Genomic DNA, 13,873 nt, shown 5'->3' on the forward strand with positions numbered 1-13,873 from the left:
ACGCCCTTGTCGGGAGCGGGGCTGGCCGACGCACGCCGCGTCGGCGCCGTCACTCAGCCGCCGCGCGAACCGCCACGGTTGCCGCCGCCACCGGGGCGGCCGCCGCCGCCCGGAGGACGACCGCCGGCCGGGCGGTTGCCGCCGCCGGGGCGCCCGCCCGGACCCGGGCCGCGCTTCTGGCCGCCGGCCGGGCGCGCTGCGCGCGGCGCGGCGCCGTAGGGATTGAAGCCGGGGGTGGCGTGATCGGACGGGAAGCTCGGCGCATTGGCCGGATGTCCGTACGGGTGCGCCTTGCGCTGCCCCTGGCCCTGGCCCTGGCCAGGACCGCGGCCCTGGCCGGCACCTGCACCCGCGCCGGCACCGGCCGGACGCGGCTTGGCGTAAGGACGCCCCTGGCCTTGACCCTGGCCGCGGCCGCCGGGACCGGCGTTGCGGTGGCCGGTCGGGCCGGTGCTGACACCGTCGGGCACGTACCAGGTGCGGAACGCGGCGGGGTTGCCGTCCGGCAGCGGCTTGGGGCCCTTCGGCGTGCGCTGCTTGAACGGCTTCTGCGCCTGCTTGGCGGCCATTTCGCCGCTCACGGTCAGGCCGCCGTGCGGCTTCTTGCCGCCGCGGCCGCGGCCACGGTCTTCGCGGAACGTGTCGAAGCGACGCAGTTCGCGGCCTTCGTCGGCGGTGTTGTGGCCGTTGACGTAGGCGTTGCCGCCGCGGCCGACCTGCACGGTGGCCTTGGCCGCCTTGCGCTGGCCGATCACCGGCTGCAGGGTCAGCGCCGACGGGGTGCCTTCCTCCAGCTTCAGCTCGGCGCGCAGCGCCTCGACCTTGTCCTGCGCCAGTTCCATCGAGTGCCCGCGCAGCAGTTCGCGCGGCAGCGCGATCTTGCCGTAGCGGGTGCGCTTGAGCCGGCTGACCTGGCAGCCCTGCGATTCCCACAGGCGCCGCACTTCGCGGTTGCGGCCTTCCTTGACCACCACCCGGAACCAGTCGTGCGAGTCGGTGCCGCCGATGCGTTCGATCTCGTCGAACTTGGCGCCGCCGTCCTCCAGTAGCACGCCGCGCGAGAGCCGCTCGATCATGCTGTCGGGCACGGTCTCTTCGCCTTCCGGGGCGCGCACGCGCACCACGTACTCGCGCTCGATCTCGTAGGAGGGGTGCATCATCGCGTTGGCAAGCTCGCCGTCGGTGGTGAGCAGCAGCAGGCCGGTGGTGTTGATATCCAGGCGGCCGATCGCGATCCAGCGCGCGCCCTTCAGCGCCGGCAGCGCCTCGAAGATGGTCGGGCGGCCTTCGGGATCTTCGCGCGTGGTCACTTCGCCTTCGGGCTTGTTGTAGATCAGCACGCGCGAGGGCTCGGTCAGCGCGCTGGCGACGAAGCTGCGGCCGTCCAGCTCGATCTTGTCGCCGCTGCGGATCGACATGCCGGTCTTCGCGACCTCGCCGTTGACCTTGACCAGGCCGTCGGCGATGCGCTGTTCCAGCGCCCGGCGCGACCCCAGCCCGGCCTGGGCCAGGACCTTGTGCAGGCGTTCTTCCAGTTTCGGCTGCTCGGCGGCAGCGGCGTCGCGCTTGAGCGAGAGCTTGTTCAACGACAGCTTGCGGGAGGTGTCACTCATTTACTTGGCTCCGGCCGGCGCGTTGCGCGTCGGCCTGTGGTTCGGAATCGGCATCGTCAACAGCCACGGTCGTCGTCGCGACGGCGTTGTCTTCGGCTTCGTTCGCATCCGCCGCGCGCTCTCCCGGCGCGGCTTCGGGTTCGCCCGTCGGGGCGGTTGTGGGATCCGTGGCCGTCGACGCATCGGCGTCGTCGGTCGCGGGGGTGTGCGGTGCTGCGGTGTCGCTTGCGTCTGCTGCATCGGCATCGGCATCGGCGTCTGCGGCATCGGCCGCGTCTGCCTGCGCCGTCGCGCGGGGCTCGGCGGATTCGTCGGTGGCCGCGGCCTGCGCCATGGTGTCGCCCTGGGCGCCTTGCTTGCTCTGGTCGGCGTCATCACCCGGGGCGGCGTCGGCCTGGGCCATGTCGCCGACCGGCAGCGCGTCGCGCTCCAGCGGCAGCTGCGGTTCCAGTTCGCCGATGTCCTTGAGTTCGGACAGCGGCGGCAGTTCGTCCAGGCGCTTGAGCCCGAAATAGTCCAGGAAGGTCTTGGTGGTGCCGAACAGCGCCGGCTTGCCCGGCACGTCGCGGTGTCCGACCACGCGGATCCATTCGCGTTCTTCCAGCGCCTGGATGATGTTGCTGCTGACCGCCACGCCGCGTACCTGCTCGATCTCGCCGCGGGTGATCGGCTGCCGGTAGGCGATCAGCGCCAGGGTCTCCAGCGTGGCGCGGGTGTAGCGGGTCTTGCGCTCGGTCCACAGCCGCGCCACCCAGGCGTGCACGTCGCTGCGCACCTGGTAGCGGAACCCGGAGGCGACTTCGACCAGTTCCACGCCGCGGCCCTCGCAGGCCTCGCGCAGCAGTTCCAGCGCGCGTTCGATGCTGCCCGGCGGCGCGGGTTCCTCCTCCGGGAACAGGCCGTGCAACTGCGCCAGCGGCAACGGCTGGTTGGCGGCGAGCAGGGCGGCCTCGACGATGCGGTTGATCAGCGCTTGATCCATGCGGGGGCGGGTTCTCGGTGGACTCAGGTGGTGGCGTCGGCGGCATCGCTGTCGTCGAATTCGCTGTTGAACTGCAGCGGCGCGTTGGTGTTGCCCAATGCCAGCGACTTGACGTAGATCGGCGGCAGCGGTGGACGGTCGGTGGCATCGGCGGGGACGTGCGCCAGCGGCTCCTGAACGATGTCCAGCAACTGCTCCTTGGCCAGTTCCAGCAGCGCCAGGAAGGTGACCAGCACACCGAGCTTGCCTTCCTCGGCACTGAACAGCGATTCGAAACGGTGGAACTTGCCGTCGTCCAGACGGCCCAGCACGTCGCCCATGCGCTGGCGCACGCTCAGCGCCTCGCGCTTGATCGCGTGGCCGCTGAACAGTTCGGCGCGCTTGAGCACGTCGTACAGCGCCAGCAGCATTTCCTTCAACTCCACCGGCGGCGGCAGCTTGACCGCGGCACGGTCCGGCACGTGGGCGTGTACCGGGGTGGTGTCGCGGTCCTGACGCGGCAGCGCGTCGATGTCCTCGGCCGCCTGCTTGAAGCGTTCGTACTCCTGCAAGCGGCGGACCAGTTCGGCGCGCGGGTCCGTTTCCTCGCCGTCTTCGGCCGGCGGCCGCGGCAGCAGCATCCGCGACTTGATCTCGGCCAGGATCGCGGCCATCACCAGGTATTCGGCCGCCAGTTCGAAGCGCAGCTCCTGCATCACGTTGATGTAGTCCACGTACTGCCGGGTGATCTCGGCGACGGGGATGTCCAGGATGTCCAGGTTCTGCCGGCGGATCAGGTACAGCAGCAGGTCCAGCGGGCCTTCGAACGCGTCCAGGATCACTTCCAGCGCGTCCGGCGGGATGTACAGATCCTGCGGGATCTGCAGCACCGGCTGCCCATGCACGACCGCCAGCGGCATTTCCTGCTGCTGTGGCGAGGTCGTCTGGATTGGCGGGTTCGCGTCGAGCGCGAGTTCGGAGGTCATCGGTTGGACATCGGTGTTGCGGTAGCGAAGGGCCGGGCAGGCGCGACCCGGCGCGGCTCCTTGCCGGCAGTGCTGCGGTTCAATGGCGCGTCGTCCCCGCAACGCGCTCGGTACTTCAACAAGACACACGACGCACGCCACGCGTGTCGTGGCGGCGGGAACTGCAGAGGAGGACGTCTGCGCGGGCGGTGTCAGGCAGCGAATCGGTCGTCGGAAGGGGCTTGGGGTCGCCGATCACCGACGGGCCGCTGCATCCGGCCGCGTGCAATGGAACCAAGGGTAATGCGCCGGCGGGGTCGGTGTCCAGCGCCGTCGCGCCGGGCCAGGTCCTACAATGACATGTCCAGAGATGAGCAATGAGGGCGAAGACGCGATGTGGTACGTGATCGAGGGGTACGACGTGGCCGATGCGCTGCCGCGGCGGGCGGCGGCGCGGCCGGCGCATCTGCAGCGGCTGACCCAGTTGCAGGAGGCCGGACGGCTGTTGCTGGCCGGGCCGTGCCCGGCGATCGACGCCGAGGATCCGGGCCCGGCCGGCTTCAGCGGCAGCCTGGTGGTGGCCGCGTTCGACTCGCTGGCCGAGGCGCGGGCCTGGGCCGAGGCCGACCCTTATGTCGACGCCGGCGTCTACGCCCGGGTCGAGGTGCGGCCGTTCCGCAAGGTGCTGCCATGAGCCAGGTCGGCGCCGAGCGGGTGGCGCGGATCCGCGCCGCGCTGGAAGCGGCGTTCGCGCCGCAGGCGCTGGAGGTGGAGGACGACAGCCACCGTCATGCCGGCCACGCCGGCGCGCGCGATGGCCGCGGGCATTTCAATGTCCGGGTGGTCAGTGCGGCCTTCGCCGGGATGGCGCCGCTGGCCCGGCATCGCGCCGTCTACGCGGCGCTGGGCGAGATGATGCAGACCGACATCCATGCGTTGTCGATCCGCGCCGAGGTGCCGGGCACGGGCGGCTGATGCCTGCGGCAGGAAGGGGTGCCGCTGGCCCGGAAACGGGGTGCGCACCCCGCGGGAAACCGGAATCCGCACCTGAATTATGTTGCGCTGCGGTACGATTCCGACCGGTTTCGCATTATTCAAGCGACTGAAAAACAAGACTTTTATTGGAAAAATAACAAAAGGCTTCTGCCTCGCGCTGAAAACGATTACAGTCCGCGCCAGTTTCTCAAGGTCTCTGCCGCGGAGGGCGGCACGATGGCGAAGAGCGCGGTCACCATCAAAGACGTCGCACGCGAGGCCCGGGTCTCCGTGGCCACCGTGTCGCGTGCGCTCAACGGCCACGAGAACGTGGCCGCGCCGGTGCGGACCCTGGTCCTGGAAGTGGCCGAGCGCCTGCGCTACAGCCCGCATGCGGCGGCGCGCAGCCTCAGCAGCCGCCGCACCCAGACTCTGGGCGTGGTGCTGCCGGACCTGTACGGCGAATTCTTCTCCGAACTGATCCGCGGCATCGACGGCGCCGCCCGCGCGCGCCGCCAGCACCTGCTGGTGTCCAGCTACCACGGCGACCCGGAAGAGCAGGGACGGGCGCTGCGGGCGATGCGCGGCCGCGTCGACGGCCTGCTGGTGCTGTCGCCGTATGCCGAGCGCCCCGGCTTCCTCACCGACAACCTGCCGCAGGCGCTGCCGACGGTGTTGATCAACACCCATCTGCCGGGCACCGAATACCCGGTGCTGAGCATCGACGACCATGCCGGCGCGATGGCGATGACCGAGCACCTGCTGGCGATGGGGCATCGCCGCATCGCCTTCATCGGCGGCCCGGAATTGAACTTCGACGCGCGCGAACGGCTGCGTGGCTTCCGCGACGCCATCGCGCGCCATCCCGGGCAAGCGTACGGCGAGGAGTTTCCGGGCGACTTCGACGAAGCTTCCGGCTATCGCGCCGGACAGGCGATGCTGCAGGCCGGCGCGCTGCCCGATGCGGTGTTCGCCGCCAACGACATGACCGCGCTCGGTTGCCTGTACGCCTTCACTCAACGCGATGTGCGCGTGCCCGACGACGTCGCGCTCGCCGGCTTCGACGACATTCCGCTGGCGCGTTTCGTTCACCCATCCCTCACCACCATGCGCGTCAGCATCGCCGGGCTTGGTGAGCAGGCGATGCATCGCCTCCTGCACCTGATCGATCGGCCCGACGCGGACGACCGGCAGCGGCAGACCCTGGTTCCTACGTTGGTCGTGCGCGATTCCAGCACGGCCCGTTCCTGATGCGACGCGAACGTTCGCGCCGCATCGCTTGTTCCACTTCGACCATCGAAGCACCACGCACCACCCATAACGAGCACCACGTCTTTCCTGGAGGGAAACCCCACATGCAACACACCCCGCACTCCACCCGGCCCACGCGCAAGCTGTTGAGCTGCGCTCTCGCCAGTTGCCTGCTGCTGGGCGCCGCGCCGGCATTCGCGCAGAGCACCGGCGCCACCATTCGCGGCCAGGTCAAGGTCGATTCGGCGCCGGCCGCGTCCGCGCAGGTCACCGCCACCAACCTGGCCACCGGTCTGACCCGCAGCGTGCAGACCAGCAACGGCACCTATTCGGTCGGCGGCTTGCCGCCGGGTTCCTACCGCATCGACGTCAACGCCGACGGCAAGACCACCTCGCAGAACGTCACCGTGCAGGTCGGCCAGACCGCGACCCTGGACCTGGGTGTGGGCGGCGAAGCGGCCACCGCCAGCGGGCAGGGCGCGACCACGCTCGACGCGGTACAGGTGCAGGCGCCGCCGGTGCTGGTGGAAACCCGCACCTCGGAGAACGCCACCTACATTTCCAACGTGCAGATCGAGAAGCTGCCGCAGGCCACGCGCAACTTCCTGGAGCTGGCCGACAGCGTGCCGAGCGTGCAGTTCCAGCGCGACGCCAAGGGCAACACCACGGTGCGCTCCGGCGCGACCTCGGCCAACGGCACCAATGTCTACATCGACGGTATCAGCCAGAAGAACTATGTGCTGACCGGCGGCGTCAGCGGCCAGGATTCCAGCCGTGGCAACCCGTTCCCGCAGTCGGCGATCGGCGAGTACAAGGTCATCACCTCCAACTACAAGGCCGAGTTCGACCAGGTCAGCAGCGCGGCGATCGTCGCCTCGACCAAGTCCGGCACCAACGATTTCCACGGCAGCTTCTTCTGGGATACGACCAACGACGACTGGCGCGCCGAAAGCCCGCTGGAGCGCAAGGCCGGCCAGCGCGACGACTTCTCAGAGACCCAGTACGGCGCCACCTTCAGTGGCCCGATCCTCAAGGACCGCGCGCACTTCTTCGTGGCCTACGAGGCCAAGGAATACACTACGCCGAACACGGTGATCCCGGGCGGCATCTACGCCGACCGCGTCGACCAGTTGCCGGCGCAGCTGCAGCCGCTGGTGGCCACCTACAGCACGCCGTTCAAGGAAGACCTGTACTTCGGCAAGATCGACTGGACCCTGGGCGACAACAACCTGTTCGAGCTGACCGGCAAGTACCGCAAGGAAGACGAGCTGTCGGACATCGGCGACACCACCACCTACCAGCACGGCAGCAGCAACGGGCAGAAGGAAAAGCGCGCCAACCTGCGTTGGCAGTACAGCGGCGAGGCCTTCCTCAACGATCTGAACCTGAGCTACGAGAGCGCGTTCTGGACCCAGACCCCGCTCACCGATGGCAGCGGCTATGTGCTGTCCTACGTGCCGCAGGCCGGCAACGAGACCACCATCCTCAGCGCCGGCGCCGGCAGCAGCTTCCAGAACAAGGGGCAGAAGGGCTGGACCCTGCAGGACGACCTGACCCTCAACAGCCTCGAGTGGCACGGCAGCCACACCATCAAGATGGGTGTGAAGTACAAGGACATCCAGCTCGATTCGACCCAGATCAATCCGGCCAATCCGCAGTACTACTACAACATCCTCAGCGATGTCGGCACGCCGTACCGGGTGCGCTTCGGCGACACCGGCGACGGCGGTTCGGTGCAATCGCAGAACAAGCAGTACGGCATCTACCTGCAGGACGACTGGGAGGTCAACGAGCACCTGACCCTGAACCTGGGCGTGCGCTACGACTACGAGAAGACCCCGTCGTTCCTCGACTTCGTCACCCCGGCCGACGTCGCCAGCGCGCTGCTGAACTGGCGCAACCTGGACAACGCCAACTACGACATCGCCAACTACATCAGCACCGGCAACAATCGCAAGGCGTTCAAGGACGCCTGGCAGCCGCGCCTGGGCTTCTCCTACGACCTGTTCGGCGACCAGGCGCACGTGATCTACGGCGGTGCCGGCCGTGCCTACGACCGCAACCTGTTCGACTACCTGGCGCTGGAGCAGCTCAACAACAACTTCCGCTCCTACAGCTACTACTTCAGCAGCGCCAACACGCCGTGCCTGGGCCAGCCGTGCGTCGCGTGGGATCCGAACTATGCGACCCAGGCCGGCCTGAACGGGCTGGCGGCGTCCAACACCGGCGGCGCCGGCGGTGGCCGCGAGGTCTACCTGATCGACAACAACATCAAGGTGCCGTACTCCGACCAGTTCAGCCTGGGCATGCGCAACATGGTGCATTTCTGGGGCAACGACTGGTACACGGACGTGACCCTGAGCCGCATCGTCAGCGAGGACGGCTTCGTGTTCCTGCGCGGCAATCGCCGTGCCGACGGTTCGTTCTTCCTGCCCGGCACCACCTCCGGCGTGCCGACCGACTCGCCCAACGGCTACAGCGCGATCGTGCTCGGCACCAATGGCCTGAAGACGCGCAACAACCAGCTGGCGCTGAAGCTGGACAAGCCCTACGACAAGGAGTCCGGCTGGGGCCTGACCGTGGCGTACACCTTCTCCGATGCCAAGGAGAACCGGCAGTACGGCGAGCACTACGCGCTGGACCAGCCGTCGATGGCCGGCTATGGCTGGCGTGAGGCCGGCGGCATCCCGAAGAACCGCCTGGTGGTCACCGGCATCTACGATCTGCCGTACGCCATCACCCTGTCGGCCAAGCTGTCGCTGGCCAGCCAGACCCCGCGTTACGGCACCAACTGCCTGGCGGGCAACGACCAGTGCTATATCATTCAGTACAAGCCGGATTCCACGCTGGGCTACAAGGAATTCAGCCTGGCGGCGAACAAGGAATGGGATACCGGGTCGGGCATCAAGTTCAACGTGCGCGCCGATGTCATCAACCTGTTCAACTGGACCAACTATGCGGACTACAACACCGCGACCGGCACCTACGCCGACCTGAACACGGCGTTCGGCACGCCGAACGGCGTGCTCGCCTCGCCGATGCGGACGTTCAAGCTGTCGTTCGGCTTGAACTGGTAAGCAAGGCCGCTGCGGCGCCCGTGCACCGGGCGCCGCGGCGATGCGGAAGTGGGTTATTTTTTGCGTGCATGTAAACGATTTCACGGGGGGCACGATGAAGAAGCAGGGCAGTTTCATCAGGTTTTCGTTGATGGTGATGGCGGCAGGGGTGCTGCTGACGGCGTGCAAGAAGACCGACGAGGAGCCGAAGGCGGTGGAGAAGAAGCCGGTCAAGGTGATCCTGGTCGAGGCCGAGTTGCCGCCGAAACTGTCGAAGCCGGAATTGCCGCCCCTGTTCGAGGACATCGAACGCCGCACCTTCCAGTTCTTCTGGGACACCACCAACGAACAGAACGGCATGGCGGTGGACCGCTATCCGTCGCGGCCCTTCGCGTCCATCGCCTCGATCGGCTTCGCCCTTACCGTCTATCCGATCGGTTACGAAAACGGCTGGATCAGCCGCGAGCAGGCGGTGCAGCGCACCCTGACCACGCTGCGCTTCCTGCGCGACGTGCCGGTCGGCCCGCAGCGCACCGGCCGCGCCGGCTACAAGGGCTTCTACTACCACTTTCTGGACATGCAGAAGGGGCTGCGCTACGACCAGTGGGTGGAATTGTCGACCATCGACACCGCGCTGTTGATGATGGGGGTGCTGTTCGCCCAGTCCTACTACGAAGGCGACACCGCCGACGAAAAGGAGATCCGCCAGATCGCCGATACCCTGTATCGGCGCGTGGACTGGCCGTGGATGCAGCAGCGCAAGCCGCTGATCACGATGGGCTGGTACCCCGAGCGCGGCTTCATCCAGCACGACTGGATGGGCTACAACGAAGGCATGATGGTGTATCTGCTGGCGTTGGGTTCGCCCACGCATCCGATCGAGCCGGACGCGTGGCAGGAATGGACGCGCACCTACAACAAGGACTGGGGCGTGTACTACGGCCAGGAATACCTGGCGTTCGGCCCGCTGTTCGCGCACCAGTACAACCACGTCTGGATCGACTTCCGCGACATCCAGGACCAGTACATGCGCGAGCACGGCATCGACTACTTCCTCAACAGCCGCCGCGCCACGCTGGCGCAGCGCGAGTACGCCATCGACAATCCGATGAAGTGGAAGGAGTACGGCGAGAACGTGTGGGGCCTGACCGCCAGCGACGGTCCGCAGAACACCACCCAGGAGTACCGCGGCGAGCAGCGCCAGTTCTTCCACTACCGCACGCGCGGCGCCGGCCTGTTCGAGGCCTTCGACGACGGCACCATCGCGCCGACCGCGGCGGTGTCCTCGATCGTGTTCGCGCCGGAGGTGGTGATCCCGGCGACCCAGGAAATGCACAAGCGCTTCGGCGATTTCGTGTATTCGAGCTACGGCTTCCTGGATTCGTTCAACCCCAGCTTCAACTACGATATTCCGCTCAAAACCGGCCGCATGATCCCCAACCGCGGCTGGGTGGCCGGTGACTACATCGGCATCGATCAGGGTGCGATCGTCACCATGATCGCCAACTACCGCAACGAGTTCGTCTGGAACGTGATGAAGAAGAACAAGTACCTGCGCACCGGGCTGGAGCGCGCCGGCTTCACTGGCGGCTGGCTGACCCCGGAGGGCGAGGCCCAGCCGTTGCCGAAGAAGGACGAGCAGGCGGCCAATGCGCGTGCGCTGGGCATCGCCGAGTCGCGCGCCGCCGCCGCCGAGGCGCAGCCCAACCCCGCCCAGCGCCAGCCGCAGCAGCCGGAATGAGCACAGCACGCATGATCGGTCGTTGGTTGTCGTTGGGCCTGTTGGTCGTGGCGGTGTGCGGCTGCGCACGCGCGCCGCAGGGCGAGGTGGTGCGGTTCTGGGCGATGGGCCGCGAGGCCGAGGTGGTGGCCGAACTGATCCCGCAGTTCGAAAAGGAGAATCCCGGCATCCACGTGGACATCCAGAACATCCCGTGGACCGCCGCGCACGAGAAGCTGCTCACCGCCTTCGCCGCCGACGGCCTGCCGGACGTGTGCCAGCTGGGCAACACCTGGATTCCGGAATTCGCTGAACTGGGTACGCTGCAGCCGCTGCAGCCCTATGTCGACCGCTCCAAGGTGGTCGACCCGAAGGACTACTTCCCCGGCATCTGGGACACCAGCGTCATCGATGGCCATCTCTACGGCATCCCCTGGTACGTGGACACGCGCCTGCTGTTCTACCGCAAGGACATGCTGCGCGACGCCGGGGTGACCAAGCTGCCGCAGACCTGGGCCGAGTGGGAGCAGGCGATGGCGGCGGTGAAGAAGCACGTCGGGCCCAAGCGCTACGCGATCCTGATGCCGCTCAACGAGTTCGAGCAGCAGCTGTCGCTGGGCCTGCAGATGCCCGATCCGCTGCTGCGCGACCACGACAACTACGGCAACTTCGAAAGCCCCGGCTTCCGCAAGGCGCTGGCGTTCTACGCCAACATGTTCGACCAGGGCTGGGCGCCGAAGATGTCGGAGACGCAGATCTCCAACGTCTGGGACGAGTTCTTCAATGGCTTCTATGCGTTCTACATCTCCGGCCCGTGGAACATCCGCGAGTTCCGCAAAGTGCAGCCGCCGGCACTGAAGGACCAATGGGGCACCATGCCGCTGCCCGGTCCGGACGGTCCCGGTGCCGGCATCGCCGGCGGCACCAGCCTGGTGATCTTTCGCAAGTCCGAGCACAAGGATGCGGCCTGGAAGCTGATCGAGTTCCTGTCGCGGCCGCAGATCCAGGCGCGCTTCCACGCGCTGATCGGCGACATGCCGCCGCGGCGCAGCACCTGGGCGTATCCGTCGCTGGCCGACGATCCGCTGGCACATGCGTTCCGCGATCAGTTGGAGCGGGTCAAGCCGGCACCGAAGGTCCTGGAGTGGGAGCGCATCGTGCAGGAGATGCGGCTGGCCACCGAGCGGGTGGTGCGCGGCGGCGAACCGCAGGAGAAGGCGATGCGGGAACTGGACAAGCGGGTCGACGAGATCCTGGAGAAGCGCCGCTGGATCCATCAGCAGCATCGCGAAGGGACGGCGGCGCCGGCCGCGGGAGCGGCGCCATGAAGCGCGGTTCCCTGATCGGCTGGCTGTTCGCCGGCCCGGCATTGATCGTGATCGGTGTGTTCTTCGGCCTGCCGGTGCTGTCGGCGCTGGCGCTGAGCGTCACCGACTTCGACCTGTATTCGCTGGCCGACCGCCACAACCTGCGCTTCGTCGGCTTCGGCAACTACCTCGAGTTGCTGCAGACGCCGATGTTCTGGAAGTCGCTGTGGAACACCACGTACTTCGTGATCGTCGGCGTGCCGCTGTCCATCGGCGCCTCGCTGGGCGCGGCGCTGCTGCTGAACGCGCCGGTGGCGCGGTTCAAGGCGCTGTTCCGCACCGCGCTGTTCGCGCCGGTGGTGACCACCCTGGTGGCGGTGGCGGTGATCTGGCGCTATCTGTTCCACACCAGCTACGGCCTGGTCAACTATGGCCTGGCGCACTTGGGCATCGGCCCGATCGACTGGCTGGGCGACCCGCACTGGGCGATGCCGACCATCATGCTGTTCGCGGTGTGGAAGAACTTCGGCTACAACATGGTGATCTTCCTCGCCGGCCTGCAGGCGATCCCGCAGGACCTGTACGAGGCGGCGCGCATCGACGGCGCCTCGAAGTGGCGGCAGTTCCTGCACATCACCTTGCCGATGCTGGGGCCGGTGTTGCTGGTGGTCGGGGTGATCACTGTGTCCGGCTATTTCCAACTGTTCGCCGAACCCTATGTGATGACCCGCGGCGACCCCCTGCAGAGCACGGTCAGCGTGCTGTATTACATGTTCGAGGAAGGCTTCAAGTGGTGGAACCTCGGCCGCGCCTCGGCGGTGGCGTTCCTGCTGTTCCTGATCATCCTGGGAGTGACGACGGTGATGCTGCGCTTCGGCCGCAAGAGGGACCTGGTATGAGCCGGGAGATCGGCGCCTCGCGCTGGAACACGCTGCTGGTCAACGGCGGGCTGCTGCTGCTCGCCGTGATCAGCCTGGCGCCGCTGTTGTGGATGGTGTCGGTGTCGTTCATGCCGGCGGGGCAGGCCAGCCGCTTCCCGCCGCCGATGTTGCCCACCGGGGCCACCCTGGCCAATTACGGCGAGCTGTTCTCGCGCACCGGCATGGCCCGCAACTTCGCCAACAGCCTGCTGGTGTCCTGCGCGATCACCTTCGGCTCGCTGCTGATCAACACCATGGCCGGCTATGCCTTCGCCAAGCTGCGCTTCGTCGGCAAGGAACGGATCTTCCAGATCCTGCTGGCGGCGCTGGTGATCCCGGCGCAGGTGGCGATGCTGCCGCTGTTCCTGTTGATGAAGCAGCTGCATCTGGTCAACAACTTCGGCGGCGTGGTCGTGCCGGCGTTGGCGACGGTGTTCGGCATCTTCCTGGTGCGCCAGTACGCGCGTTCGATCCCGGATGAACTGCTGGAGGCCGCCCGCATCGACGGCGCCGGCGAACTGCGGATCTTCTTCCAGATCGTGCTGCCGATGCTCAAGCCGGTGCTGGTGACGCTGACCATCTTCACCTTCATGGCGGCGTGGAACGACTTCATGTGGCCGCTGATCGTGCTGACCGACCAGGAGCACTACACCTTGCCGGTGGCACTGGCGGCGCTGTCGCGCGAGCACATCATGGACGTGGAGATGATGATGGCCGGCGCCGTGGTCACCGTCATCCCGGTACTGGCGCTGTTCCTGGCGTTGCAGCGCTACTACATCCAGGGCCTGCTGCTCGGCAGCGTGAAGGGGTGAGCGAACGCGCTTGCGAGCCACTGGCTCGCGCGTTCGCGAACGCCTGGCCATGGATGGCCAGGCCGGACGATCTGGTGTGGGATTTTTGCGCCATGGATGGCAGCGGCGATGCGGAACACCGAGCGCCACTGGCGCGCGTTGCGCCGAACGCCCGGCCATGGATGGCCGGGCAGGACGTTCTGGTGTGGGATTTTTGCGCCATGGATGGCAACGGCGATGCGGAACACCGAGCGCCACTGGCGCGCGTTGCGCCGAACGCCCGGCCATGGATGGTCGGGCAGGACGTGTAGGAG

General features: G+C 67.3%; 12 protein-coding genes. 9 read left to right on the forward strand and 3 right to left on the reverse strand.

The genetic code is table 11. The annotated features are described in order from the left end of the window. Nucleotides 1-53: 53 nt before the first annotated feature. The 3 genes from GGR71_RS08080 to GGR71_RS08090 are packed head-to-tail and all read right to left on the reverse strand — an operon-like array spanning nucleotide 54 to nucleotide 3,560. A complete protein-coding gene (locus GGR71_RS08080) occupies nucleotides 54-1,613 on the reverse strand; it encodes a pseudouridine synthase (protein ID WP_160959058.1) in 1,560 nt (519 codons plus the stop codon). Beyond that, nucleotides 1,606-2,595 carry an SMC-Scp complex subunit ScpB gene (gene scpB, locus GGR71_RS08085; RefSeq protein ID WP_160959056.1) on the reverse strand — a complete coding sequence of 330 codons (990 nt, stop codon included), beginning with the start codon at nucleotides 2,593-2,595 and terminating at the stop codon, nucleotides 1,606-1,608. Before scpB ends, GGR71_RS08080 begins: the two co-directional genes overlap by 8 nt. A gap of 23 nt (nucleotides 2,596-2,618) precedes the next feature. Continuing rightward, nucleotides 2,619-3,560, reverse strand: a complete 942-nt coding sequence (locus GGR71_RS08090; protein WP_160959053.1) for a segregation and condensation protein A — start codon at nucleotides 3,558-3,560, stop codon at nucleotides 2,619-2,621. 373 nt (nucleotides 3,561-3,933) lie between these two features. Here GGR71_RS08090 and GGR71_RS08095 point away from each other — a divergent pair, with 373 nt between their 5' ends. The 9 genes from GGR71_RS08095 (at nucleotide 3,934) to GGR71_RS08135 (ending at nucleotide 13,870) form a co-directional block, all read left to right on the forward strand. After that, nucleotides 3,934-4,233, forward strand: a complete 300-nt coding sequence (locus GGR71_RS08095) for a YciI family protein (RefSeq protein ID WP_152182035.1) — start codon at nucleotides 3,934-3,936, stop codon at nucleotides 4,231-4,233. Then, nucleotides 4,230-4,514 carry a BolA family protein gene (locus tag GGR71_RS08100; RefSeq protein ID WP_152182034.1) on the forward strand — a complete coding sequence of 95 codons (285 nt, stop codon included), beginning with the start codon at nucleotides 4,230-4,232 and terminating at the stop codon, nucleotides 4,512-4,514. Before GGR71_RS08095 ends, GGR71_RS08100 begins: the two co-directional genes overlap by 4 nt. Nucleotides 4,515-4,751: 237 nt before the next feature. Continuing rightward, a complete protein-coding gene (locus GGR71_RS08105) occupies nucleotides 4,752-5,765 on the forward strand; it encodes a LacI family DNA-binding transcriptional regulator (RefSeq protein WP_160959104.1) in 1,014 nt (337 codons plus the stop codon). Between the two features lie 104 nt (nucleotides 5,766-5,869). Then, the gene (locus GGR71_RS08110) at nucleotides 5,870-8,842 is read left to right on the forward strand and encodes a TonB-dependent receptor (protein WP_160959051.1); all 2,973 of its coding nucleotides are present in this window, start codon (nucleotides 5,870-5,872) and stop codon (nucleotides 8,840-8,842) included. Between the two features lie 130 nt (nucleotides 8,843-8,972). Further along, nucleotides 8,973-10,562 (forward strand): glucoamylase family protein, encoded by a 1,590-nt coding sequence (locus GGR71_RS08115; protein WP_456362601.1) that lies wholly within the window; start codon nucleotides 8,973-8,975, stop codon nucleotides 10,560-10,562. Between the two features lie 11 nt (nucleotides 10,563-10,573). Then, entirely contained in the window at nucleotides 10,574-11,869 is a 1,296-nt protein-coding gene (locus GGR71_RS08120) for a sugar ABC transporter substrate-binding protein (protein WP_048488900.1), read from the forward strand. Further along, on the forward strand, nucleotides 11,866-12,747 hold the full coding sequence (locus tag GGR71_RS08125) for a carbohydrate ABC transporter permease (protein ID WP_048488901.1): 882 nt from the start codon (nucleotides 11,866-11,868) through the stop codon (nucleotides 12,745-12,747). Before GGR71_RS08120 ends, GGR71_RS08125 begins: the two co-directional genes overlap by 4 nt. Then, nucleotides 12,744-13,580 (forward strand): carbohydrate ABC transporter permease, encoded by an 837-nt coding sequence (locus GGR71_RS08130; RefSeq protein WP_010342667.1) that lies wholly within the window; start codon nucleotides 12,744-12,746, stop codon nucleotides 13,578-13,580. Before GGR71_RS08125 ends, GGR71_RS08130 begins: the two co-directional genes overlap by 4 nt. Further along, the gene (locus GGR71_RS08135) at nucleotides 13,577-13,870 is read left to right on the forward strand and encodes a hypothetical protein (RefSeq protein ID WP_160959048.1); all 294 of its coding nucleotides are present in this window, start codon (nucleotides 13,577-13,579) and stop codon (nucleotides 13,868-13,870) included. The genes GGR71_RS08130 and GGR71_RS08135 overlap by 4 nt, the downstream gene beginning before the upstream one ends. Nucleotides 13,871-13,873 lie beyond the last annotated feature (3 nt).

Source organism: Xanthomonas sp. F1 (assembly GCF_014199855.1).